The following is a 23,933-nucleotide window of genomic DNA, read 5'->3' on the forward strand; positions in this document are numbered from 1 at the left end:
CATGGACAGGATTACGCTGACCGGTGTCACCGCCGTCGGCCATCACGGCGTCTTCGACTTTGAACGCCGCGAAGGCCAGCCATTTGTTGTGGACGCGGTGCTCTACCTGGACTTCGCCAGGGCAGCGGAATCGGACGACGTCCGGGACACCGCGCACTACGGTGAGGTGGCTCAGCGTATTACCGAATGGATCACGGGTGAACCGCTGAACCTGATCGAGGCGCTGGCCGTGCGGATCGCGGACAGCCTGCTCAGCGAATTCCGGCTCGACGCCGTGGACATCACCGTGCACAAGCCGCAGGCTCCCATTGAGGTGCCCTTCGGCGACGTGGCCGTGAGTGTGCACCGGGCCAGGAATGGCGCCGATGGGGTCAACGGAAACAGTCCAGGGCAGGGGGAAGCCGCATGAACTCCGGGTATTCCAAGGTGGTGCTGGCCCTGGGCAGCAACCTTGGTGAGCGCAACGAGACCCTCACCGAAGCGGTCGCGGATCTTGTGGACCCGCAGGAGGTCCGCCTCCTCGCCGTGTCGCCGATCGTGCAGACCAAGGCTGTGGGCGGGCCTGCCGGCCAGCCGGACTTCCTGAACATGGTCATCACGGCCGAAACCAGCCTCACCCCGAAGGAGCTGCTGGGGCATTGCCAGGCGGTGGAAAACAAGCACCACCGCGTACGCGAGGTGCGCTGGGGGCCGCGGACGCTCGACGTCGACATCATCATCTACGGCGACCTGCGCAGCGACGACCCCGTCCTCACCCTTCCGCATCCCCGCGCCGCCGGGCGTGCCTTTGTCCTCTATCCCTGGTCGCTGATCGAGCCGGCCGCCACCCTGGACGGGGAACGGATCAGCACCCTGGCCGCCCGGGCGGATGACTTCGGCGACCTCGCCTTGTTTGACGGCTTCGGTGAGTTCGACGGCCTGCCGACGGCAGGAGCTGTGGAGGAGCGATGAAACCCCTCAATCCGCTGCGCCTGATGCTGATCGGCGTCATCCTGGCCGTTGCGGGCTGGTCCGCCACGGTGGTGACCAGCCGCTACGGCATGGCCACCCCTGTCCTGCCGGTCACCGCCCTGGCCACGATGGGCGTGATTGTGGCCATCACCTTGATCCTGGGCATCAGGATTGTGCGGTGGCGCAACAGCAACAAGGCCAACAGCAACAAGAAGAAGACCGAGCTCGATCCTTTGCTCGCGGCCCGTACCCTGGTGCTCGCCCAGGCCTGCGCGTACGCGGGAACCGTCCTGCTCGGCTGGCATGTGGGGATCTTCCTGGACCAGTTGCGGATCTGGAGCCTGCGCAGCAACCAGGGCATCACCTGGCTGGCGCTGGCGATGGCCGGCGGCGGATTGGTGATGATCGTGGTGGGCCTGGTGGTGGAGCGGTTCTGCAGGATACCGCCCGAGGACGGCGAGACTAACAGCGCCGATGGAAAACCAGGCCGCGCGGTACGAGGCGAAGCCCCCGGGGAAGGCGAATATGCATACCGAGGCGATTGACCCGCCGGGAATCACCTGGCGCCGGGTGTCACCCAAATACGTCACCGTCCGGCTGGTGGAGTGGGCGCTGGCGAACCTCGTCACGGTGCTCCTGCTGTCCCTGCCCCTGCTGTTTGTCAGCCTGAAGGTGTGGGTGTGGCCGCCGCTGTGGCTTGCCATCGGCGTGCCGTCCGTGGCCCTGCTGCTGGCCCTGTGGCGGCTGGTCCTGATCCCGCGGCAGGTCCGCGCCATCGGGTATGCCGAGCGTGACGACGACCTGCTTATCCGGACCGGTATCTTCTTCCAGCGCACCATGGCTGTGCCGTACGGCCGCATGCAGTATGTGGACATCGGCGTGGGGCCGGTGGAGCGCGGACTGGGCCTGTGCACCCTTAAGCTTCACACCGCCTCCCCAGGCACCCGTGCGCACATCCCCGGACTGCCCGCAGCCGAAGGCGCCCGCCTCCGTGAACAGCTCGCGGCCCGGGGCGAAGCCAGGCTGGCTGGGCTGTGACCGCAGAGGGACCGCGTCCGGAGCCCGGCACCCCCATCACTGCCCCGGCCGCCGGCACTGATTCCCCCAGCACTGCCTCTGGAAGTCCTGCGTTCGAAAGTTCGCCCCGCACCGGGCCGGGCACCAAGGCCGACGGCGAATGGCTGAGGGTACACCCGGCGTCGCCTTTTGTGCGCGGATGGGTGGCCCTGGCCGCCATTGGCTTCTTCTTCGGCCGGGATGTTTTTGAGCGTGCGCTGCAGGGACGGCCCCTTGTGGAGGACGGACTGGCCGGCAGGGCGCCCTGGCTGATCGCCGCCGGCGGAATCATGCTGCTCATCGCGGTCCTCGGTTTTATCCTCACCTGGTACTTCACCAAGTACCAGGTGGCCGGAGGGTATGTCCGGGTCAACACAGGCTTCATTTTCCGCCAGCAGCGGCAGGCCAGGCTGGACCGGGTGCAGGCCATCGACATTGTGCAGCCCCTGCTGGCCCGGATTTTCGGCCTGGCCGAGCTCAAGTTCGAGGTGGCCGACGCGGGGGAGTCAGCCGTACGTCTTGCGTACCTGAAGATGGACGAGGCCCGGCAACTCCGCGCCACCATCCTGGCCCGCGCCGCCGGCGTGGCCGTGGATCCGTCCCGGCCCGACGAGCCGGCACCCGAGGCGCCGGAATATCCGGTACTGGCCGTGCCGCCGTCGCGCCTTTTCGGTTCCCTGCTGCTGAGCGAACAAAGCGTCTTTGTGATGCTGGGCGGCGTGGCGTCCGTAGTTCTCTCTGCCGTCACCGAGAACCGGAGCTTCTTCTTTTATCTGATCCCTGCTGCCTTGGGCCTCGCGGCGAACTATTGGAACCTCTTCAACAAGGGCTACAACTTCACGGCCGCCATCTCGCCGGACGGCATCAGGCTGCGCTACGGGCTGCTCGACACCCAGGCGCAGACGCTTCCGCCGGGCCGGATCCAGGCGCTGAAAGTCAGCCAGCCGCCGCTGTGGCGGGCGCTTGGCTGGTACCGGATCCACGTCAACGTGGCCGGCTACGGCGGCATTGAGAACGCTGCCGAGGGCTCGGCACGGACCACCCTCCTGCCGGTGGGAAAGCTGGAGGACGTGATGGCCATCCTCGCACTGGTGCTTCCCGACCCCGGCACGCCACGCCCCGCCGCGATCTTCGACGCCGGACTCCACGGCCTGGACTCCGACGGCGGCTTCGTCACCACGCCGCGCAGGGCGCTGTTGCTTGCCCCGCTGGGTTGGCGGCGGAACGGTTTTACCGCCACGGACACCGCGCTGTTGATCCGTTCCGGCTGCTGGTGGCGTGAGCTCGTGCTGGTGCCGCACCAGCGGACCCAGTCCCTGGCCCTGCACCAGGGCCCGCTTGCCCGGCGGTTCAAGGTGGCTGACCTGGTGCTGCACACCACCGTTGGGCCGGTCGCGCCGCGGCTTCGGCAGGCCGGCGTGGAGCAGGCCATCGCCCTCTTTGATGCCCAGTCCGCCCGCGCCCGGTTGGCGCGGAGCCGGCAGACTACCGAACAGTGGCTGGCCCAGGTTGCCCCGAACGCCCTGGTTGAGCCCGCCCCGGTGGTTGAGTCCGCCGAAACCCCCGTCCCGACGCAGGAAGGCCGCCAGCATGGCTAAGCCCGGACGCCTCGGCGTTGGAATCATCGGTGCCGGCAAGGTGGGCGCCGTGCTCGGCGCGGCCCTGCGCGCGGCCGAGCACGCCGTCGTCGGCGTTTCGGCTGTTTCCGAGGCCAGCCGTGAACGCGCGGAGACGCTGCTGCCCGGCGTGCCCGTCCTGGAAGTCCAGGAGATTGTGGAGCGTGCTGAGCTGGTGCTCCTGGCAGTGCCCGACGACGCCCTGCCGGGCCTGGTGGACGGGCTCGCGAAACTCGGGGCGTGGCAGCCGGGACAATTGGTGGCGCACACGTCCGGCCGGTTCGGGGTGGGCGTGCTGCGGCCGGTTCGTGCCGCCGGTGCCGTCCCGCTGGCGCTGCACCCCGCCATGACTTTCACCGGGATGAGCCTGGACCTGACCCGCCTGCTGGACTGCACATTCGGCGTCACTGCGGACGCGGCGATGCTGCCGATTGCGCAGGCGCTGGTGGTGGAGATGGGCGCCGAACCTGTGGTGATCGCCGAGGCGGACAGGACGCTCTACCACGCGGCCCTGGCCCACGGATCCAACCACCTCGTGACCCTCGTGGCGCAGGCGTCCGAGCTGCTCAGCGATGTGGGAGTAGATTCGCCGGAGCGGATGCTGGGCCCCTTGCTGCGGGCCACCCTCGAGAACGCGCTGGCGTCAGGGGAGTCGGCTCTCACCGGGCCTGTGGCGCGCGGAGATGTGGGTACAGTCAAAGCCCACGCGGAGGCTTTGCGGGAGTTCGACGGCGGCGGGCAGGGCGACGTGCTGGCGGCTTACCTTGCGATGGCACGCGCGACAGCGCGGCGCGCCGAGGGGCGCGGACTGCTGAAGCCCGGCCAGCTGGGGGAGCTGCGGAAGGCCCTGGAACCGGAGGAAGACTGAACATGCCCATCAAACTCGTCACAACCGTGGCCGACCTTCACGCCGAGAGCGCCCGGCTCCTTACTGGCAAGCGGGGCACCTCCCAGGGCCTGGTGCCCACCATGGGAGCACTCCACGAGGGACATGCCGCGTTGGCGCGTGCCGCCGTCGGGCAGAATGACGTGGTGGTGGCCAGCATCTTCGTCAATCCGCTCCAGTTTGGCGACGCCACGGACCTGGACCGCTACCCGCGGACGCTGGACGCCGACCTTGCCCTGCTCGAGGCGCAGGGCGTGGACCTGGCCTTCGCCCCGGCGGTGGAGGAGGTCTACCCGGGCGGTGAGCCGCTGGTGCGCATCACGTCAGGAGCCATGGGGGAGAAATGGGAGGGGGTCTCGCGCCCGGGTCATTTTGACGGCGCCCTGACGGTGGTGGCCAAGCTGCTGCACTACGGGATTCCCGGAACGGGTCTGCCTGCCGGCGAGGGTGCGGAGGGTGGCCTGCCGGCCTACCGTGCCTACTTCGGCCAGAAGGACGCCCAGCAGCTGGCCTTGGTCCGGCGGATGGTGGCCGACCTGAACTTCCCGGTGGACATCGTGGGCGTGCCCACAGTCCGGTCGGCCGACGGGCTGGCGCTCTCCAGCCGCAACCGCTTCCTGTCCGACGACGAACGCGAGGCTGCGCTGGTACTGTCGAGGGCGTTGCGGCTGCTGGAGGAGCGGGCGAAGGCACGGGAGCCGCTGGACCTTGAGTCTGCGCTGGCCATGGTGGAGTCCCATCCGCTGGTGTCGGTGGACTACTTCGACGTGGTGGATCCGGGCACGCTGGAACCGCTCGCCGAAAACTGCCGGGAGACGCCGTTCCGGGGCGAGGCCCTGGCCCTCATCGCGGCCAAGGTAGGGCCGGTGCGGCTGATAGACAACATGCCGCTGAGCTCGTAGCGGCCGCGGGTCTAAATGCCCGGCCGGTCGCGGCTGGTCATCAACTGTTCCAGGAGTGCGCGCTCAGGCCGGCCGGGATTCCGGGCAACGCAGCGGCGGAGCCTGGCCCTGGCGAGTTCTTCGGCGGGTTCATCCCGGTGCAGCACTTCGTCGATGATTTCCTGTGCCTGCCACCTCAGTGACTCTATGGCGAACTGCCGGATCTCCGCTGGCGTGTCACTTGCCATCCAGGGGTCCGGGTCCGAAGGCACGCTTTGGAACATCCGCTCTGCTGACATCGGGGCCTCCTTGCACCAATCCCGAAGTGGCCGGTGGCCTCTGCGGCGTCACAAGCCCTGCGCGTAGAACAAACACTACAACGGGGAAGACCGGTCTGTCTTCCCTTGTGGCGGTAAACTGGAATTGTCATGAATCCAGAGGCGGAGAATTCAGCGGCGGCCAGTCAGGCTGGCCCGGCAGCGTTTGCCATGCCTTCCGCGCAGGCACCCCCACCCATGGTCGCCGAAGCGCCCGCGCCGGAAACCGCCGCCGCCGGATCCGTGGCCAGGATCATGACCGTGGCCTATGAACTTTTCTCCCGGCGCGGCGTGCGGGACGTTGGAGTCAACGAACTAATTGAACGGTCCGGGGTAGCCAAGGCCACCTTTTACCGGCACTTCCCGTCCAAGGATTCCCTGGTCCTGGCATTCCTGGAGCAGCGGGACAAGCAGTGGACCGTGGATGCGATCCTTTCGGAAGCCCGGCGCCGCGGAAACACCCCCACCGAGCGGCTTCTGGCCATTTTCGACGTCTTCGGGGACTGGTTCCTGCGTGAGGACTTCGAGGCCTGCTCCTTCATCAACGTCCTGCTCGAAATGGGACCCGCCCATCCGCTGGGCCAGGCCAGCATCGACTACCTCGCCAGGATCCGGGGACACGTCCAGGCTTTGGCTGAAGAGGCCGGGCTGCAGCGGCCCGACGAATTCGCCCGGTCCTGGCACATCCTGATGAAAGGTTCCATCATCTCCGCCACCGAGGGCGACATGCAGGCAGCCAAGCGTGCCCAGAAGATGGCCGGCTGGCTGATCGAGCACCACCGCTGACGTCCGGCTTCCGGGTACCAGCCCTGCAGCCCAGTTGTTGGCCCCGCTGCCAGCCGCGGCAATGCGTCACACTTTGGTCAACCGGTTGACTTCATCTTCGCGGCGATCCGATAATCGGTATGGCTTCCATCACAGGCCATCTTCAAGTTTGCGCCGGCACCGCCGGACGTCCGGGCCGCAGCAGCCCCGGACCGGCAGAGAGCAGTAACGTGTCGTATCCAGCTTTAACCGGCGAGCAGCCGGAACTGTCCACCGTCCAGGACAGGCTCTCGCCGCCATGCCGCCACCTTGCGTCAGGACCTTGGTCCGCCTACCTGGTTGGCGATGAACTGGCGCGCATCAGTTATGCCGGCCGCCCCGTTCTGCGCGCGGTCAAGGCTGTGGTCCGCGACCAGGACTGGCGGACTCCCCCTGCGAGGCTCCGCAGCGTTGAAGTCACTGAGGATCACGCCGGTCTGCACGTACGCTGGCTGGTGGAATTCACCGGCTACGGAGTGGAGTACAACGGGGTTCTGACCGCCCTCTTCACGCGGGACAGGCTGAACATCGAATTCGAGGGAACCGCGGCGCTGCCTTTCCGGCGCAACCGGATTGGCCTGGTGGTGCTTCATCCGCCCACTGACGCCGGGCGCGGGGTTGTGGTGGACCATCCCGACGGCGGGACCACCCAAGCGCTGTTCCCGCATGCGATCAGTCCGCACCAGCCCTTCATGGACATCGCGGCACTCAACTGGTCTGATGCTGGCACCGCATTCCGGCTGTCCTTCAGCGGTGAGGTCTTTGAAACCGAGGACCAGAGGAATTGGACGGATGCGTCCTACAAGACCTATGGCACGCCACTGGCCCGCCCGTTTCCGGTGGACGTCGCCGCCGGCGACACCGTCCGCCAGTCAGTGCTCCTCCAGGCAACAACGCAGGAGCCTGCGGATCCTGTCCCATCGGCAGCAGCCATCGATGTTGTCACCGCCCGCCTCGGTGGCCAAGCGGGCCGGGTCCCGGGGCTGGCCGTGGCGGCCGGAACGGACCCGGAACTGCTGCCCGGCATCCCGTCGCTCGATGCCTTCCTTGTGGAACTCGTGGAGAAGCCCGGAGATTCTCCCCGGCGGGGCTGGGCCGCGCAGCTTCAGGCTGCCGCCGCAGCCGCAGCCGTCCAGGGAGCCGGGCTGGACATCCGGGCCACCACGCCGGACCCGGTGGGAGCCGTGGCAGACCTTGCCCCCTACCTGGCCCGCGCCAAGCGGCTCGCAGTGTTCCATCCCGCCAGCCACGTCACCGGGCCGGACACCTGGCCGGAGCTGAAAGCCGCCGTTCGCGAAGCGGGCTACGAAGGAGAGCTGCTTGCGGGCTCCCGGTCCCACTTCACGGAACTGAACCGCAACAGCGGCCGCATGCCCTCAGAGCCGGACGCGCTGACGTTCAGCATCACCCCGCAGATGCACAGCACCGAAGTTGCCCACATCGTCGAAAGCGTCCCCATGCAGCGGATCGCGGCGCAGAATGCACTGCGGCTGGGAGGCGGAAGGCCGCTCCATGTTGGGCCGGTAACGCTGCTTCCCCGGTTCAACGCCGTGGCCACCTCAGGCGCCGCCGAGGAGGCGGAAGCCGATGAGCTCCAGCCCCATCCGTTTGCTGCGGCGTGGCTGCTGGCAAGCATCAGCGCCCTGACCGTGGACGGCGTGGAATCCGTCACATACTTTGAGGCATCCGGCCCCCGGGGCATTTCGGACCGCAGCGGCAGGCTGTATCCGGCCGGCAGGCTATTGAAGGAACTCGCCGGACTCCGCGGTGCAGCTGTGCTGTCGGTTGACGGAGATACCGGCCCGGTGAGCCTCTATCCCGTGCAGTCCCCGGCCGGCACCGTTGTTTTCGCCGGCAATCTGTCCGCTTCGGCAGTTGGCGTGGAGATCTGCCTGGTGGACGGGAAAGCCGTCCGGCAGCGCTTGGCCCTGGAGCCCTGGTCCGCCGTCGTCGTGCGATTTCCGGCGTCCGGCTGAATCCGCCACATCCTCGTGCTGCTTTCTTCCGACGGCGGCACCGACCTAGTGAAAGGAGGCCTCCCATGGGCCTGCGTCTTGAAGGAAAAACTGCCCTGGTCACCGGGGCCGGTTCAGGAATCGGACTGGCCGTGGCACAGCGGTTCGTCGCTGAAGGGGCCACGGTCTACTTTGCCGACATCAATGAGGAGGCTGCCGAAAAGGCGGCCGCGGCAACAGGGTCAGCCGCCGCCCATGCCCTCCTTATGGACATCTCGGACGAGGAGAGTGTCGCAGCCGCGTACGGGACCGTGGCAGGGGCCGGCAAGCTCGATGTGGTGGTGGCCAACGCCGGCGTGCAGCTCTTCGGACAGGATGCAAAGGTGGGCGACCTCGAACTCTCAGTCTGGGAGAAGACCGTGGCCATCAACCAGCGCGGGGCGTTCCTGACCCTCAAGCATGCAGTCCGCGCCATGGAAGGCTTCGGCGGCTCCATTATCTGCACGGGAAGCCCCACCGCTGTGGTGGCCTGCGGCCAGACCTTCTCCGCCTACACCAGTTCAAAGGCGGGTGTTCACGGGCTGGCCCGGGTGGTCGCCGCCGACTATGCGCATGCCGGCATTCGGGTGAACATCGTGGTTCCGGGCTACACCGAGACACCGCTGGTCCAGGCCATCGCCGAGGACCCCGTGAGCCGCGCAGGGCTGGTGGACGCAACCATGCTGGGGCGGCCGGGAACAGCTGCCGACGTAGAGGGCATCATGGTGTTCCTTGCCAGCGACGACTCCGCCTACGCCACCGGAGGGCTTTTCGTGGTGGACGGTGGCCTCACGGCGCTGTAGGACCCGGGCCGCTACGCCGGCCCGGACGCCGGCTGGAACTTTTCGGTGGTGATGGCCTCCAGGAAGGCCACCACTTCCCCCGGCATGTCCACCGAGGCGTTGTCGAGCAGCCACTGCACCTGCAAGCCATCCATCAGTGCAATGAGCTGGCGGGCGGCAGCCATGGGCGCCACGCCCGTGCGGAGGTGGCCTTGCCTGCCCACTTCCGTAAAGGCCTCCACGATGGTGCCGCGGACCCAGTCGTAGCGGCGTTGGAAGTAGGCGTGGGCGGGGTGCTCGGGGTCCGTCGACTCGGCTGACAGCACACAGTAAAGTGACACAAGCCCGGGAATGGTGGTGTTGTAGCACGTCAGCTCCACAAGCCCGCGCAACAGGTCCAGCCCCTTGGCTTCCGCCGTGCTGAGACGGATCATCGATTCCTCATCACGCAGGGTCAGTACAGCTTCCAGCAGCGCTTCCTTGCTGGGGAAGTGGTGCAGCAGCCCGGCCTGGGTCAGTCCAACTTTGTCGGCAACGTCTTTGAGGGATCCGGCCCGGTAGCCGGAGGTCGAGAACACCTCAAACGCCGCCGCCAGGATCTCCTGGCGGCGGGCCTCCGTTTTGGCGTAGCTGCCCCGCGCACGGCCCCTGCGGGGCCCCCCGGCAGGTGCGGCGGCAGGTGTGTCAGTCATCACATAACCCTAACAAGCTGGTTGAAACCGTACGGCAGCCAATTGGCCAACCGCTGTGCGGGCCGTCACATTCAGGGACGTTTCAAATTTACTAACTGAAAACCTAGTACCCACTAGGTTTTCATGTTACGGTCTTTCCCAATGGCCGTCCACGGTGGACGGCACTGACCGTGAAAGGGACCAAAGATGTTCCGATCTAAGCGACTGGCCGCCCTCGTTGCCGCCGTTGCCCTGGGCCTTGCCGGCTGCTCTGCCGGTGGAGAATCCGCCGGAGAACAGTCCTCCGAAACCCTTACGCTTGGCGCCCTCCTGGCGCCGAAGACCTTCGCTGCCGACCAGTCCGAGTTCGCCAACCTGTCGCCGTTCTACCAGGCCGTGTACGACACTCTGCTCCGGATGGAACCCGACGGCAGCCTGGTGCCGATGCTGGCTACCGAGTGGAAGTACAACGATGCCAAGACCGTTCTGACCCTGAAGCTGCGCGATGACGTGAAGTTCACCGACGGCACGGCCTTCAACGCCGACGCCGCCAAGCAGAACCTCGAGCGCTTCAAGGCCGGCACGTCTCCGGACGCGCAGTTCCTCGCCGCACTCAACACCGCCACGGCCGTGGACGCCACCACCCTGGAACTGACCCTCTCGGCTCCGGACCCGGCGTTCCTGAACTACCTGTCCAAGGACGCCTCGTTCATGCAGAGCCCGGCGTCCTTTAATAACGCAGACATTGCCACCAATCCCGTCGGCTCCGGACCCTACATCCTTGATACTGCCGCCACAGTCACGGGAACTTCCTACACCTACAAGAGCAACCCGGACTACTGGGCCAAGGAACTCAGGCACTATGACAATCTGGTCCTGAACGTCTACGGCGACCAGACCTCGCTGCTGAACGCCATCAAGTCCGGCACCCTCAACGCCGCCAACACCATCGACAACAACACGCTGACCGAGATTGAGGCCGCAGGGTACAAGGTCAACCCGCTCCAGCTGAACTGGTCCGGCCTGATCCTCTTCGACCGCGCCGGCACCACCAACCCGGCACTCAAGGATGTCCGCGTCCGCCAGGCACTGAACTACGCCTTTGACACCAAAGCGATGCTGGAGTCCATTGGCCAGGGCTACGGCGAGCTGACCACCCAGGTGTTCCCGCCGTCGTCGGACGCCTATGACACGTCCCTCGACTCCCGCTACGCCTACGACCCCGCCAAGGCCAAGGCGCTCCTGGCCGAAGCCGGCTACGCCAGCGGACTGACCCTGGAGCTGCCTTCCTCCACGCTCCTTGGCAACACCATCCCGGCGCTGATCACCCAGCAGCTCAAGGACGTGGGCGTGGACGTCAAGTTCACTGACGTCGGAAACAACTTCATCGCCGACCTCCTGGCACCCAAGTTCGGCGTGAGCTACATGATCCTGGAGCAGCAGTCCGACTGGCAGCTGATCAACATGAAGCTCACCCCCAACGCGCCCTGGAACCCGTACAAGTACGAGGACCCCAAGGTGGGCGAGCTGGTCAACAGGATCCACGTGGGCACGGAGGACGAGCAGAAGTCCGCAGCAAAGGAACTGAACAAGTACATCGTGGAGCAGGCCTGGTTTGCCCCCTGGTACCGCCCGCAGTCCAGCTTCGTGACCGACGCCAAGACCAACGTCGAGGTCCAAACGGGCAACGCCTACCCGTTCCTCTGGTCCTTCACCCCCGCCTCCTAGCGGACCGCTGCCGGACCGGGCCACCCGCCCGGTCCGGCAGCCCAGGAACCCTCCCAAAGGATTTTCGAATGTACCGATTCGTGCTGCGGCGCCTGTTCTCGGGTGTCCTCCTGCTGTTCGTCATCACCACGGTCGCCTACCTGCTGCTGTACGCGGGCGGAGGTGACATCGCCCGCCGCATCGTGGGCCCCACCGCCAGCGAGGCACAGGTGGCCCTGAAAGCCCAGCAACTCGGCCTGGACCGTCCCCTCGTGGTCCAGTACTGGGACTGGCTCACCAGCGCCCTGACGGGGGACCTGGGCCGGTCCTGGTTCAACGGCCAGCTGGTCAGCGCCGGCGTCAGCAGCCGCGTCTCGGTCACCCTTTCCCTGGTGCTCGGCGCCACCATCATCGCGGCCGTAGTCTCCGTGGTGGTGGCCGTCTGGGCCGCCGTCCGCCGCGGCTGGGTTGACCGCGTGGTCCAGTTCGTGGGCGTCCTCGGGTTCGCCATCCCGGGCTTTCTGATCGCCCTGGGCCTGGTGTCCCTGTTCGCCCTGAACCTGAAGTGGTTCAAAGCCACAGGTTATGTACCTATTACGACGTCGTTTGGCGGCTGGGCGGCCACGGTCACCTTGCCTATCATCGCCCTTTCCATCGGCTGCATCGCCTCGGTGGTCCAGCAGGTCCGCGGCTCACTGATCGATGCGCTCCGCCAGGACTACGTCCGCACGCTGCGCGCCAGGGGTTTGTCCTTCAACCGGGTGGTCTATAAACACGTCCTGCGCAATGCCGGCGGCCCTGCCCTCGCGGTGCTGGCCGTGCAGTTCATAGGACTGCTGGGTGGAGCCGTCATCGTCGAGCAGATCTTCGCCCTGCCCGGCCTCGGGCAGATCACCGTCGCCGCCACCGGCCAGGGCGACATCCCGGTGGTGATGGGAGTCGTCGTTGCCACGGCCGCCATCGTAGTCACCGTCAACCTCATCATCGACCTCGCCCAGGGCTGGCTCAATCCGAAAGTTCGGCTGTCATGATCGAAACCCCCCTTGCGCTGCCCGCCGCGGCGGCCAAAGTGTCCCTCTTCCGCAGGCTCCTGACCCACCCCACCGGGGTGGCCTCCCTGCTGGTCCTGTTGCTGGTGGCCCTGGCCTCCGTCCTGGCGCCGGTCCTGGCAACCCACGACCCCAACACCGCCAGCCTGAAGGACGTGCTGGCCAAGGCAGGCTCCGAGCATCTGCTCGGTGCCGACAGCGCAGGCCGCGACGTCCTCAGCCGGCTGCTGTTCGCCGGCCAGTTCAGCCTTGCCGGAGCCCTGGTGGCCCTGGCTGTAGCGCTGGTCCTCGGCGTCGCCGGCGGCCTGATCGCCGGGTACTACGGCGGGTGGTTCGACTCGGTCTCCTCCTGGCTGACCGGCCTGCTCATGGCCCTGCCCGGCATGGTGGTGCTGCTGGCAGCCCGGGCCGTGGTGGGCCCGTCCATGTGGCTGTCGATGATGATTTTCGGCATTATGCTCTCGCCGGCTTTCTTCCGCCTCGTCTACGCCTCCGTCACCGCTGTCCGCAACGAACTGTATGTGGACGCTGCCCGGGTCTCGGGCCTCAGCGACTTCCGGATCATCGGCCGGCACATCCTCACCGTGGTGCGGGCACCTGTCATCATCCAGTCCGCCATGGTCCTGGGCATCGCCATCGCCATCCAGGCCGGCCTCGAATTCCTGGGCCTGGGCGACCTGAACATCCCCACCTGGGGCAGCATGCTCAATGACGGCTTCATCAACATCTTCAAATCACCCACCCTCGTCCTCTGGCCGGCTTTGGTCATCGGACTCGTCTGCGTCGCTCTGACGCTCCTCGCCAACGCCATGCGCGATGAACTGGAACGCAGCCGCGGGCCGGTGAGGAAGAACCGCAAGGCGGCCACTGCTGACGCGGCCGCCGCGGACGCCGAAGCCGCGGAAAAGCGTGGCGCCGCCGCCGTCGTCCACCCGGACGAACCTGGTGACGGCGCCGGTGAACTCCTGCTGCAGGTGACCGACCTGGGCGTTGGCTACGACCAGCCTGACGGCTCCACTACCCATGTGGTGAACCACGTGAACCTGACGGTCCGCCGCGGCGAAGTGCACGGCCTGGTGGGCGAATCCGGTTCCGGCAAGACGCAGACAGCCTTCTCCATCCTCCGGCTCCTGCCGCAGGGCGGACGCATCACCGGCGGATCCATCTTCTTCGAGGGCAAGGACCTGGCACCCCTCTCCGAAAAGGAAATGACCAGGATCCGGGGCAAACGCATCGCCTACATCCCGCAGGAACCCATGTCCAACCTGGACGGCGCCTTCACCATCGGCAGCCAGCTGATGGAACCCATGCAGGTCTGCCTGGGAATCTCCAAGGCCGAAGCCCGCCGGCGTGCCCTTGCCCTGCTGGCCAAGGTGGGAATTCCCAACCCCGAACGCACGTTCAACGCCTACCCGCACCAGATCTCCGGCGGCATGGCCCAACGCGTCCTGATCGCCGGCGCCGTCTCCTGCGAACCGGACCTGCTGATCGCCGACGAACCCACTACCGCCCTGGACGTCACCGTGCAGGCCGAAGTCCTGAACCTGCTCCGCGAACTCCAGGACGAACTGAACATGGGCGTCATCCTGGTGACCCACAACTTCGGTGTGGTGGCTGACCTCTGCGACCGGGTCTCCGTGATGCAGACCGGCCGTGTGGTGGAAACCGGACCCGTCCGCGCCATCTTCAACAACGCCCGGCACCCGTACACGCAGCAGCTGCTCGAAGCGATCCTCGAGGACACCGCTCCCCGCGGCCCCCTCACCGCCACGCGTGAGCCCAAGGAATTGAAAGGAGTGACGTCATGACCGAAACCCTGCTCGACGTCAAGGACGTTGTTGTGGAATACCCGTTGAAGGGCTTCCGGAAACAGCCGTTCAAGGCCCTCAAGGGCGTCTCCCTGGACATCCGGCCCGGCGAAACCGTGGGTCTGGTGGGTGAATCCGGCTCGGGAAAGACCACCCTGGGCCGGGCGGTCCTGGGGCTGGCGCCGGTCACCGGCGGCAGCATCAAATACCGCGGGCAGGAGATCTCCAAGGCAACGCGCGCGCAGCGGAAGGAGCTCAGCGATGAGATCCAGGTGGTCTTCCAGGACCCCTACACCTCGCTGAACCCGTCGATGACCATCGAGCAGATCCTCACCGAACCGCTCACGGTGCGCAAAGTGGAACGCCAGGCCGCCAACAAGCGGGTGGCGGAACTGCTGGACCAGGTCCGGCTGCCGCAGGGCGCAGCGCACCGGCTGCCGCGCGAATTCTCCGGCGGCCAGCGCCAGCGCGTCGCCATCGCCCGGGCCCTGGCCCTGGACCCGAAGCTCATCGTCTGCGACGAGCCCGTCTCCGCCCTGGACCTCTCCACCCAGGCCCGGGTGATGGAACTGTTCATCGAGATCCAGGAACGCACCGGCGTCGCCTACCTCTTTGTCTCCCACGACCTCGCAGTGGTGCGGCATCTCAGCCACCGCGTGGCCGTGATGTACCACGGCGAGATCGTCGAATGGGGCGACGGCGAACAGGTCACCGGAGCCCCGGAACACCCCTACACCCAGCGGCTCTTTATGGCCGCTCCCATTCCAGACCCTGACCGGCAGGCCCGGCACCGCGCCGACAGGCTCCGCCTCCTGGAACTCCAGCGCGAGCAGGACGTCCAGGCTGGCGCCGCCTGATCCGGCCGCCCCTCCACCTTCCCTAACACCAAAGAAAGGCGCGCCAATGACGCTGCCCGCAGCCTCCGCCAGGCCCGAGCTTTCCGCCGACGCCACATTTCCCGCCGATTTCGCCTGGGGCGTGGCCACCGCCGCATACCAGATCGAAGGAGGTGTCACCGAAGGCGGACGCGGCCCGAGCATCTGGGACACGTTCTCCCATCAGCCCGGCACCACTATCAACGGTGACAACGGCGACATCGCCTGCGACCACTACCACCGCTGGGAGGCCGACCTCGACCTCATGGCCGGACTCGGCATCCCGTCCTACCGGCTCTCCCTCTCCTGGTCCCGACTGCAGCCCACCGGCTCGGGACCGCTGAATCCCGAAGGCGTGCGCTTCTACCGCGACCTCCTCCAAGGCTGCGCGGCCCGCGGCATCACGCCTTACGTCACCCTCTACCACTGGGACCTGCCGCAGGCGCTTCAGGACGAGGGTGGCTGGCCGGAACGCCGCACGGCCCACCGGTTCGGCGATTACGCCGGACTCGTTGCGGACGCCCTGGGCGACCTGGCTGAACACTGGATCACCATCAATGAACCCATGTGCGCGGCCTTCCTGGGCCACTCTTGGGGAATGCAGGCACCCGGTTTCAAGGACGACAGCCTGGCCGTCCGGGCCGCCCACCACCTGCTCCTGGCGCACGGCCTGGCGCTGGCCGAATTCCGGACCCGGCGGCCCGGCACCAAGCTGGGCATCACCAATATCATCGGGAACCTGAACCCAGCCTCCGACTCCGTGGCGGACCACGCGGCTACCGAATATTGGGACGCCATCAGCAACCGCATCTTCCTGGACCCCGTCTACCGCGGCCGCTACGCAGACGCCACCGTGGCGGCCTACGGAAAATACGGGCTGACCGCCACCGGCGAGGGAGCCGCTGCAGGTGACCTGGTCCAGCCGGGCGATCTGGCCATCATCTCCGCGCCCGGTGACTTCGCCGGCATCAACCACTACACCAACATGCTGGTCGCGGCCGGTACGGAGTCCACTCCGAACTGGACGCACGTGGAACCGGCGCCGTCATCCTTTGGCTGGTCGAACACCCCGGACGCGCTCCACGCGGTCCTCAAGCGGGTCGCCGCCGAGTACACCCCGCTCCCGCTGTACGTCACCGAAAACGGGGTAACGTTCCACGACTACGTGGACCCCAACGGCGAAGTCCGCGACCCCCGGCGCATCGACTACCTGCGCGGCTACATCTCCGCCGTGGGCGAAGCGATTTCCGACGGCGTGGACGTCCGCGGCTACTTCGCCTGGTCCTTTATGGACAACTTCGAATGGGCCGAGGGCTACGACAAGCGCTTCGGACTGGTCTACGTGGACTACGGCACCCAGGCCCGCATCCCGAAACAAAGCGCCTACTGGTACAGGGACACCATCGCCGCCCACAACGCCGGGCTGTACCGCCGCACAGCAGCCCCGGCCAGCGCCACAGCATGAGCACTAACAGCACCATTTCCGGAACAGCCAAGAAAGCCCCCATGGAAACCCTCATTGACCAACACCACGCCGCCCACGGGCCCGACACCGACAAGCGACTGAAAGAACTCCTGGCCGAACTGACCCTTCCGGAGAAGGTCCAGCTCCTGACCGGACGGGACTTCTGGACCACCTGGCCGATGAAGAAGATCGGCCTGCGCCGGATGCTGTTCTCCGACGGCCCCACCGGGGTCCGCGGCGAGGTGTGGGACGAACGCCAGCCGTCCATGAACTTCCCGTCCGCCGCGGCGGTCAGCTCAAGCTGGGACCCGGCCATCGCAGACAGGCTCGGCGCCGCATCCGCCGTCGAAGCACGCCGCAAGGGCGTGGACGTTGTCCTCGGACCCACCATCAACCTGCACCGCTCACCCTTGGGCGGCCGCCACTTCGAGGCATTCAGTGAAGACCCGGTCCTCACGGCGGAACTCGCCGCAGCGTATGTTTCCGGCGTTCAGCGCAACGGCGTGGGCGCCACCCCGAAGCACTACATCGCCAACGACTCGGAAACCGACCGCTTCACCGTGGACGTCAAGGTGGACGACCGGCCCCTCCGTGAGCTGTACCTGCTGGCCTTCGAGAAGGCGGTGGTCGAATCGCGGGCGTGGCTGGTGATGAGCGCCTACAACTCGATCAACGGCACCACCGCTACCGAAAACAACCTGCTGGAAACCCCGTTGAACAGCGAATGGGGCTTCGACGGCGTGGTTGTCAGCGACTGGACCGCCGTCCGCAGCGTCGAGAGCGCCAACGCCTCCCAGGACCTGGTGATGCCCGGTCCGGACGGGCCGTGGGGGGAAGCTTTGGTAGTGGCCGTGAAATCCGGGAAGGTCCCGGAAGATGCCATTGACCGGAAGGTCCTGCGCATCCTGCAGCTCGCCGCCCGTGTCGGTGCGCTGGAGGGCTTCGACGCCGTCCAGGAGGAGCCGGCCGACCGCGAGGACCCCATCGCTTTCACCCGTGAAGCCTCCGCTGCGGGCACAGTGATGGTGAAGAACGACGGCGTGCTCCCGCTGAACCCCGCCGCCGTCACTTCAGTCGCCGTCATCGGGCACAACGCCCGCTACGCCCGCACCCAAGGCGGCGGCTCCGCCACCGTGGTGCCGGAAAAGATCGTCACCCCGCTGGACGGGATCCGTGCCGCGTTCGGGACGGACAACGTCACCTATACCGTGGGCGCCGTGGTCCAGGAAGGCATCGCCGAACTGCCGCTGGAGCAGATCACCAACCCCGTCACCGGCACGCCCGGTGTCCGCGTCCGCTTCCTGGATTCCAACGGCGAGGAGCTTTTCGCCGAGGACCGCCGGTCCACCGCATTGGTCTGGTTCGGCGGCGACGCCCCCATCGCGGCGTCCTCCACGGTCCAGTTCCACACCCGCTTCACTCCGGATGAAACCGGCCCGGTCAGGCTGGGCTTCTCCACCGTGGGCCACGGCCGGATCTTCGTGGACGGTGTCCTGGCCCGCGAGGCCACCATCGAAGCCACCGGTACGGACCTCGGCGCCGCGTTCCTGGCCCCGCCGTCCGCGTCCGTTGCGGTCCAGGCCACGGCCGGCGTCCCGCTCGAGGTCCGGATCGAACTGGACACCGCCGACCGGGAGGGCGCCCTGGCCAACGCCCTGGCCATCACCATCGGTGTGGAAGCCGACGACGCCGACCCGGACTCCCTCATCAGCGACGCCGTGGAGGCGGCCCGCGCAGCCGAGGTCGCCGTCGTCGTTGTGGGAACCAACTCCCGCGTCGAATCCGAAGGCTACGACCGGACCTCCCTGGAACTGCCCGGGCTGCAGGACCGCCTGGTGCACGCCGTCACCGCCGCCAACCCGCGCACCATTGTCATCGTCAACTCCGGTTCCCCCGTGCTGCTGCCCTGGCGGGACGAAGTGGCTGCCACGCTGATCGGCTACTTCGGCGGCCAGGAATTCGGCCACGCCCTCACGGACATCCTTACCGGTGCCAGCGAACCCGGCGGCCGGCTCCCCACCACCTGGCCCGCCACCCAGGAGGACGTGCCGGTCCTGAACACCACACCCGCCGCGGACGGGACGCTGACGTACGACGAAGGCATCCACATCGGCTACCGCGCCTGGCTTAAAGCAGGCACCACCCCGGCCTACGAATTCGGATACGGCCTCGGCTACACGGACTGGAGCATGGACAACGTGGAGGCCCCCGCCGAAGCCGCCGCCGGCGCCACCTTGCCCGTCACCGTCACCCTGAGCAACACCGGTGCCCGGTCCGGCAAGAACGTGGTGCAGGTCTATGCGGAAAAGCCAGGCTCCGCCGTCGACCGTCCCGTGCGCTGGCTTGTCGCCTCCGCCCCCGTGTGGGCCGGGGCCGGCGAAACCGTCACCGCCGTTCTCAACGTCCCCACCCGGCTCCTGGCCTACTGGGACAACGGCTGGACCTACGAACCCGGCAACTACCCCCTCCGGATCGGCACCTCCGTCACCAACCTTCCCCTCGAAACCACGCTGACGCTGTCCGCAGCAGGCCAGGGAGGCGCCGCATGAACCAGCCGAACCCGCAGAGCCTGCCCAACCCGCTGATCCCCGGTTTTAACCCGGACCCCAGCATCGTGAAGGTCGGCGCCGACTATTACCTGGCCACCTCCACGTTCGAATACCTGCCCGGCATCCCCGTCTACCACAGCACCGACCTGGTCACCTGGGACCGGATCGGCCATGTGGTGGACCGCGAAGGGCAATTGGATTCCCGCGACGTTCCCACGCTCGGCGGTGCGTGGGCCCCCACCATCCGCTTCCACGACGGCCTGTTCTACGTTGCCGTCACCGACGCCATGGCCCGCGGAACCCTGGTGTTCACGGCCACGGACCCGGCCGGACCGTGGAGCGACGGAATGGTGATTGACGGCGCCATCGGCATAGACCAGGACCTTGCCTGGGACGAGGACGGCACCGCCTACATGACCTACTCCGGGCTGGACACCGTCACCGGAAACATCAACGGGCACGGCGGCATCCTCCAGGTCCGGGTCGACCTCGAAACGGGCAAAGCCCTGGAGGAACCGCGCAGCGTCTGGTCCGGCACCGGCCTGATGTTCCCCGAGGCGCCGCACCTCTACAAGCGCGGCGGCTACTGGTACCTCATGATCGCCGAGGGCGGCACCGAGCGCGGCCACAGTGTCAGTATTGCCCGCGGCACCTCACCCGCCGGTCCGTTCGAGAACAACCCGGCCAACCCCATCCTCAGCGCCCGCAGCACCGACCGTCCCATCCAGAACACCGGCCACGGTGATCTGGTGGAGACGCCGGACGGCGGGTGGGCCATGGTGCTGCTGGGCATGCGCCCCAAGGGCATGACCCGGGCGTTCTCCGCGCTGGGCCGGGAAACCTTCATCACGCCTGTCACCTGGGAGGACGGCTGGCCGGTTGCCGAGCCCGTGATGCTGAATCCCCGTGACGGCGGCTTTGTGTACGGGGATGACTTCGCGGACGCAGAGCTCGACGGCGGATGGATCGCCGTCCGCCGCTTCCCCGGCGCTTTTGCCTCCACAGAAAAGAACCCCGGACGCCTCACACTGACCAGCGATGGCACCGGCCTGGACGATGCACGGCCCGCGTTCCTGGGCCGCCGGCAGCAGTCACAGGTGGAGACCATCGCGGCGCTGGTGGACGCAGGATCGGCTGGCGCAGGATCAGCGGCCGCCGGTTCCGGCGGCCTGGCCGTACGCTACGACGAGGCCCACCACTACTCGATCGAAACGGACGGCACCACCATCACGGCCCGGGCCAGGATCTCCTCGATCGAGCAGGTGTGGACCCGCCCGGCGCCCGGCGGGCCAGTGGAACTGCGGATCGAAACCCGCGAAGCCAACCCGGACAACGCCATCGGCAGCCTCAGCCCGGACACCATCGCGCTGCAGGCCGTTGTTGAGGGCGTACCGGTCACCCTGGCTGAACTGGACGGCCGGTACCTCTCGGCCGAGACAGCAGCGTCCTTCACCGGACGCGTCGCCGGCGTGTTCGCCAGCAGCGGCACCGTCTCCTTCGACTGGTTCCGCAGCGAAAGCCGCGAACCCCGCTAAATTCCGCGGGAATGGCACTTCGCGCCAGTGCTGCGCTGCTGCGCATCGCCGCGATGTGCCATTCCCGTCCCATTGTTCCTCCCCTGAAAGGTCTTGTGTGACATCCACGTCCCTGGCACCGCAGTCAGCCACCCGCCAGCGCACCGCCGTCACGCGGCTGGCAGCCGAGTACCGGACCGACACGCCGTTCGTCGCTGTGGCCCGGCCGCGGCTCAGCTGGGTCATCGACACCGGGAGCAAGGACTGGCAGCAGGTCCGGGCCGAGCTCCGGCTGACCCGGAACCGGAAAGCCGAAACGGCCGCGCTCGAAGGCCAGGAATCCGTGCTCGTGGAATGGCCGTTCGAAGCCATCGCCGCGGGCGAACAGGTGGAGGTGGAAGTCCGCGTTACCGGGAACGACGGCGCCACGACGGATTGGTGCGCGCCGCTGACGTTGGTGGGCGGTTTCGTGGGCGGGCCTTGGCAGGCCGAGGCGATCGCCTTGCCGGCCCCTGCCGGGGAACAGCAGCCGCTGGGCCGGCCCGGGCAGTTGCGCCACGAGTTCACCGTGGGGGAGGGGCTGGCCAACGCCACGCTCTTCGCCACCGCCCACGGCGTGTACCAGGCTGAGGTGAACGGCACGGAGGTGGATGACCAGGTCCTTAAACCGGGCTGGACCGCCTACGCGGACCGGCTCAACCACGAAACCACCGACGTCACGGGCCTGCTGGCTCCCGGCCGCAACGCCATCGGCATCTGGCTGGCCGGCGGCTGGTTCACCGAAAAATACGGCTTCCACGGCTTCGCCAAACCCTTCTACGGGGAGCAGCCCGCGGTCAAGATCGAGCTTCGCCTGGAATACGCCGACGGCACCCGGGAAACCGTCGCCAGCGGCCCGGATTGGCGGGCCTTCACAGGCGGCCCGTTGGTGTCCAGTGGCATCTACGCGGGGGAAGCATTCGATGCCCGGCGCGTGGAGGCCGGCTGGTCCGAACCGGGCTTCGATGACGCCCACTGGTTTCGGGCCGCCGTCGACTCCGGCGGGGACTGGGCGGACGCCACTCCGGCCGTCGCCCCGCCGGTGCGCCGGATCGAGGAACTGCCCGTCCGCGACGTTCTGACAACGCCGTCCGGCGCAACGGTGCTGGATTTTGGCCAAAACCTGGTGGGGAGGCTGCGGATCCGCGTCTCCGGCCAGGCCGGCCACACCATCACCTTCCGGCATGCCGAGGTGCTGGAGGACGGCGAATTATCCCTCCGCCCGCTCCGGCAGGCAGCCGCAACGGACACGTACACCCTGGCCGGCAACGGCACTGAGGAATGGGAGCCGCGGTTCACCTTCCACGGCTTCCGCTACGCCCAACTGGACAACTGGCCAGGTGAGCTCGACCCGGCGGCGATCACCGCCGTCGTGATCCACAACGACATGCGCCGCACCGGCTGGTTCGACTGCTCCGAGCCGCTGCTGAACCGGCTGCACGAGAACGCCCTGTGGGGGATGCGCGGCAACTTCCTGGCGCTGCCCACCGATTGCCCGCAGCGGGATGAACGGCTGGGCTGGACCGGGGACATCCAGGTCTTCAGCCCCACGGCCAGCTACCTGTATGACTCGCTGGGCTTCCTCGGCTCGTGGCTTCAGGACCTCACCCTCGAACAGGGCCATCACGAGGGCGTGGTCCCCATCATCGTGCCGTCAGTGCTGGGCATGCTTGACGCGCCCGTCGCCGCGTGGGGCGACGCCGCCACGGTGGTCCCGTGGGTTCTTTTTGAGCGGTTCGGGGACACCGGCCTGCTCCGCCGGCAGTACGCCAGCATGCGGGATTGGGCCAATGCCCTGCTGAAAGTCCGGGACAGTTCCGGGCTGTGGCAGGGCCAGATGCAACTGGGCGACTGGCTGGATCCCGCCGCGCCGCCGGAAAAGCCCGGTGCCGCCCGCACGCACGGCGACATCGTGGCCAGCGCCTACCTCTTCCGGTCCCTGGATCTGGTGGCCCGTGCGGCGGCCGTCCTGGGCGACGACGCCGATCACGGTACGTACGCGGCGCTCGCCGAGCGTACCCGGCAGGCTTTCCTTGCCGAATACGTCACGCCCGCCGGCCGGATGGTGTCCGATGCCCAGACTGCCTACTCCCTTGCGCTGATGTTCGGCATCAGCACGGACCCCGCCCAGCGCCAGGCACTCGGTGACCGGCTCGCCGAGCTCGCCCGCCTTGGCGGCTACCGGATTGCCACCGGGTTCGTGGGCACGCCCCTGATCGCGGACGCCCTGACCGTTACCGGCCATCTGGATGCCGCCGAGCGGCTGCTCACGCAGACCGAATGCCCGTCCTGGCTCTACCCGGTCACCCAGGGCGCCACCACCATCTGGGAACGCTGGGACTCCATCCTCGAAGACGGCAGCGTCAACCCCGGCGAAATGACCTCCTTCAACCACTACGCCCTGGGCGCCATTGCCGACTGGATGCACCGCACCGTGGCCGGCCTGGCCTGCGCCGCGCCGGGGTACCGGAAACTCAGTATCGCGCCGCGTCCCCTGGCCAGCCTGGGGCACGCGTCAACGTCGCACGAAACACCGTATGGACTGGCTCGGGTGGCCTGGAAGCGTGTGGGGGACCGGATCCTGGTGGATGCCACCGTGCCGCCCGGAACCACCGCAGAGGTCTCGTTGCCGGACGGGTCCGCGCCGTTCGTGGTGGGTTCCGGCCTGCACTCCTGGGACGTCACGGACGCTTCCCCGGCCGCTGGACGCGCCGCCGTGTCACTGGACTCACCGCTCGCGGACATCATGGACGATCCCTCGGCATACGCAGCAGCATGGCAAGCCATCGACGCCCACGATCCGGCCGGCGCAGCGGCGTTCCGCAAGGACACCGTCTGGTACCGGCAGACCACCCTTGACCAGGGCTTGATCTTCACCCGGCCCGAGGTCAAGCAGGACATTGCTGCGGCACTGGAGGCCCTCAACGGGCGCCGCTCCGCCCGCACCCCGGACCACTCCTGAACTCCGT

At 67.5% G+C, this 23,933-nt stretch carries 20 protein-coding genes; 18 read left to right on the plus strand and 2 right to left on the minus strand.

The window, feature by feature from the left end; translation table 11 throughout:
- Position 1 precedes the first annotated feature (1 nt).
- From folB to BACI348_RS02370, 7 genes are read left to right on the plus strand one after another with little or no spacing between them, the layout of a single operon-like run.
- Entirely contained in the window at positions 2-409 is a 408-nt protein-coding gene (gene folB, locus BACI348_RS02340) for a dihydroneopterin aldolase (protein ID WP_159823773.1), read from the plus strand.
- On the plus strand, positions 406-951 hold the full coding sequence (gene folK, locus BACI348_RS02345; protein WP_159823774.1) for a 2-amino-4-hydroxy-6-hydroxymethyldihydropteridine diphosphokinase: 546 nt from the start codon (positions 406-408) through the stop codon (positions 949-951). Before folB ends, folK begins: the two co-directional genes overlap by 4 nt.
- On the plus strand, positions 948-1,496 hold the full coding sequence (locus BACI348_RS02350) for a DUF3180 domain-containing protein (protein WP_159823775.1): 549 nt from the start codon (positions 948-950) through the stop codon (positions 1,494-1,496). Before folK ends, BACI348_RS02350 begins: the two co-directional genes overlap by 4 nt.
- Complete coding sequence (locus tag BACI348_RS02355) at positions 1,477-1,989, plus strand: PH domain-containing protein (protein ID WP_159823776.1); 513 nt, start codon at positions 1,477-1,479, stop codon at positions 1,987-1,989. The genes BACI348_RS02350 and BACI348_RS02355 overlap by 20 nt, the downstream gene beginning before the upstream one ends.
- Complete coding sequence (locus tag BACI348_RS02360) at positions 1,986-3,605, plus strand: PH domain-containing protein (RefSeq protein ID WP_159823777.1); 1,620 nt, start codon at positions 1,986-1,988, stop codon at positions 3,603-3,605. The genes BACI348_RS02355 and BACI348_RS02360 overlap by 4 nt, the downstream gene beginning before the upstream one ends.
- Positions 3,598-4,491: a Rossmann-like and DUF2520 domain-containing protein gene (locus BACI348_RS02365; protein ID WP_159823778.1), complete on the plus strand. Its 894-nt coding sequence runs from the start codon at positions 3,598-3,600 to the stop codon at positions 4,489-4,491. Before BACI348_RS02360 ends, BACI348_RS02365 begins: the two co-directional genes overlap by 8 nt.
- A gap of 2 nt (positions 4,492-4,493) precedes the next feature.
- Positions 4,494-5,411: a 4-phosphopantoate--beta-alanine ligase gene (locus BACI348_RS02370; protein ID WP_159823779.1), complete on the plus strand. Its 918-nt coding sequence runs from the start codon at positions 4,494-4,496 to the stop codon at positions 5,409-5,411.
- An 11-nt stretch (positions 5,412-5,422) separates the two neighbouring features.
- Here BACI348_RS02370 and BACI348_RS02375 read toward each other — a convergent pair whose 3' ends face one another.
- Positions 5,423-5,689 carry a hypothetical protein gene (locus tag BACI348_RS02375; RefSeq protein ID WP_159823780.1) on the minus strand — a complete coding sequence of 89 codons (267 nt, stop codon included), beginning with the start codon at positions 5,687-5,689 and terminating at the stop codon, positions 5,423-5,425.
- A gap of 189 nt (positions 5,690-5,878) precedes the next feature.
- On the opposite strand from BACI348_RS02375, the gene BACI348_RS02380 reads away from it, so the two are divergent.
- The 3 genes from BACI348_RS02380 (at position 5,879) to BACI348_RS02390 (ending at position 9,308) form a co-directional block, all read left to right on the plus strand.
- Positions 5,879-6,493, plus strand: a complete 615-nt coding sequence (locus BACI348_RS02380) for a TetR/AcrR family transcriptional regulator (RefSeq protein ID WP_442858483.1) — start codon at positions 5,879-5,881, stop codon at positions 6,491-6,493.
- Between the two features lie 209 nt (positions 6,494-6,702).
- Positions 6,703-8,487, plus strand: coding sequence for a D-apionate lactonase family protein (locus BACI348_RS02385; protein WP_159823782.1), 1,785 nt, complete (start codon positions 6,703-6,705; stop codon positions 8,485-8,487).
- 65 nt (positions 8,488-8,552) lie between these two features.
- Positions 8,553-9,308 carry an SDR family NAD(P)-dependent oxidoreductase gene (locus BACI348_RS02390; RefSeq protein ID WP_159823783.1) on the plus strand — a complete coding sequence of 252 codons (756 nt, stop codon included), beginning with the start codon at positions 8,553-8,555 and terminating at the stop codon, positions 9,306-9,308.
- 11 nt (positions 9,309-9,319) lie between these two features.
- Here BACI348_RS02390 and BACI348_RS02395 read toward each other — a convergent pair whose 3' ends face one another.
- Positions 9,320-9,979: a TetR/AcrR family transcriptional regulator gene (locus BACI348_RS02395; protein ID WP_159823784.1), complete on the minus strand. Its 660-nt coding sequence runs from the start codon at positions 9,977-9,979 to the stop codon at positions 9,320-9,322.
- A gap of 186 nt (positions 9,980-10,165) precedes the next feature.
- Here BACI348_RS02395 and BACI348_RS02400 point away from each other — a divergent pair, with 186 nt between their 5' ends.
- From BACI348_RS02400 to BACI348_RS02435, 8 genes are all read left to right on the plus strand, one after another.
- Positions 10,166-11,686 carry an ABC transporter substrate-binding protein gene (locus tag BACI348_RS02400; RefSeq protein WP_159823785.1) on the plus strand — a complete coding sequence of 507 codons (1,521 nt, stop codon included), beginning with the start codon at positions 10,166-10,168 and terminating at the stop codon, positions 11,684-11,686.
- A gap of 68 nt (positions 11,687-11,754) precedes the next feature.
- A complete protein-coding gene (locus tag BACI348_RS02405) occupies positions 11,755-12,696 on the plus strand; it encodes an ABC transporter permease (protein WP_159823786.1) in 942 nt (313 codons plus the stop codon).
- Complete coding sequence (locus tag BACI348_RS02410; protein ID WP_159823787.1) at positions 12,693-14,522, plus strand: dipeptide/oligopeptide/nickel ABC transporter permease/ATP-binding protein; 1,830 nt, start codon at positions 12,693-12,695, stop codon at positions 14,520-14,522. The genes BACI348_RS02405 and BACI348_RS02410 overlap by 4 nt, the downstream gene beginning before the upstream one ends.
- Positions 14,519-15,379: an ATP-binding cassette domain-containing protein gene (locus BACI348_RS02415; protein WP_159823788.1), complete on the plus strand. Its 861-nt coding sequence runs from the start codon at positions 14,519-14,521 to the stop codon at positions 15,377-15,379. The genes BACI348_RS02410 and BACI348_RS02415 overlap by 4 nt, the downstream gene beginning before the upstream one ends.
- Positions 15,380-15,425: 46 nt before the next feature.
- Positions 15,426-16,862 (plus strand): GH1 family beta-glucosidase, encoded by a 1,437-nt coding sequence (locus BACI348_RS02420; protein ID WP_159823789.1) that lies wholly within the window; start codon positions 15,426-15,428, stop codon positions 16,860-16,862.
- Positions 16,859-19,411 (plus strand): beta-glucosidase H, encoded by a 2,553-nt coding sequence (locus BACI348_RS02425; RefSeq protein WP_442858484.1) that lies wholly within the window; start codon positions 16,859-16,861, stop codon positions 19,409-19,411. The genes BACI348_RS02420 and BACI348_RS02425 overlap by 4 nt, the downstream gene beginning before the upstream one ends.
- A complete protein-coding gene (locus tag BACI348_RS02430) occupies positions 19,408-20,946 on the plus strand; it encodes a glycoside hydrolase family 43 protein (RefSeq protein ID WP_159823790.1) in 1,539 nt (512 codons plus the stop codon). Before BACI348_RS02425 ends, BACI348_RS02430 begins: the two co-directional genes overlap by 4 nt.
- 97 nt (positions 20,947-21,043) lie before the next feature.
- The gene (locus BACI348_RS02435) at positions 21,044-23,926 is read left to right on the plus strand and encodes an alpha-L-rhamnosidase (protein WP_236557378.1); all 2,883 of its coding nucleotides are present in this window, start codon (positions 21,044-21,046) and stop codon (positions 23,924-23,926) included.
- Positions 23,927-23,933: the final 7 nt, after the last annotated feature.

The organism is Arthrobacter sp. 9AX (assembly GCF_902506095.1).
Taxonomy (GTDB): domain Bacteria; phylum Actinomycetota; class Actinomycetes; order Actinomycetales; family Micrococcaceae; genus Arthrobacter.

Bases quoted from the DNA above. Each gene is read 5' to 3' on its own strand.
- folB (WP_159823773.1), top strand. From the start codon at position 2: ATGGACAGGATTACGCTGACCGGTGTCACCGCCGTCGGCCATCACGGC.
- BACI348_RS02410 (WP_159823787.1), top strand. From the start codon at position 12,693: ATGATCGAAACCCCCCTTGCGCTGCCCGCCGCGGCGGCCAAAGTGTCC.
- BACI348_RS02400 (WP_159823785.1), top strand. From the start codon at position 10,166: ATGTTCCGATCTAAGCGACTGGCCGCCCTCGTTGCCGCCGTTGCCCTG.
- BACI348_RS02420 (WP_159823789.1), top strand. From the start codon at position 15,426: ATGACGCTGCCCGCAGCCTCCGCCAGGCCCGAGCTTTCCGCCGACGCC.
- BACI348_RS02375 (WP_159823780.1), bottom strand. From the start codon at position 5,689: ATGTCAGCAGAGCGGATGTTCCAAAGCGTGCCTTCGGACCCGGACCCC.
- BACI348_RS02365 (WP_159823778.1), top strand. From the start codon at position 3,598: ATGGCTAAGCCCGGACGCCTCGGCGTTGGAATCATCGGTGCCGGCAAG.
- BACI348_RS02405 (WP_159823786.1), top strand. From the start codon at position 11,755: ATGTACCGATTCGTGCTGCGGCGCCTGTTCTCGGGTGTCCTCCTGCTG.
- BACI348_RS02415 (WP_159823788.1), top strand. From the start codon at position 14,519: ATGACCGAAACCCTGCTCGACGTCAAGGACGTTGTTGTGGAATACCCG.
- folK (WP_159823774.1), top strand. From the start codon at position 406: ATGAACTCCGGGTATTCCAAGGTGGTGCTGGCCCTGGGCAGCAACCTT.
- BACI348_RS02395 (WP_159823784.1), bottom strand. From the start codon at position 9,979: ATGACTGACACACCTGCCGCCGCACCTGCCGGGGGGCCCCGCAGGGGC.
- BACI348_RS02370 (WP_159823779.1), top strand. From the start codon at position 4,494: ATGCCCATCAAACTCGTCACAACCGTGGCCGACCTTCACGCCGAGAGC.
- BACI348_RS02425 (WP_442858484.1), top strand. From the start codon at position 16,859: ATGAGCACTAACAGCACCATTTCCGGAACAGCCAAGAAAGCCCCCATG.
- BACI348_RS02380 (WP_442858483.1), top strand. From the start codon at position 5,879: ATGCCTTCCGCGCAGGCACCCCCACCCATGGTCGCCGAAGCGCCCGCG.
- BACI348_RS02390 (WP_159823783.1), top strand. From the start codon at position 8,553: ATGGGCCTGCGTCTTGAAGGAAAAACTGCCCTGGTCACCGGGGCCGGT.
- BACI348_RS02350 (WP_159823775.1), top strand. From the start codon at position 948: ATGAAACCCCTCAATCCGCTGCGCCTGATGCTGATCGGCGTCATCCTG.
- BACI348_RS02355 (WP_159823776.1), top strand. From the start codon at position 1,477: ATGCATACCGAGGCGATTGACCCGCCGGGAATCACCTGGCGCCGGGTG.
- BACI348_RS02430 (WP_159823790.1), top strand. From the start codon at position 19,408: ATGAACCAGCCGAACCCGCAGAGCCTGCCCAACCCGCTGATCCCCGGT.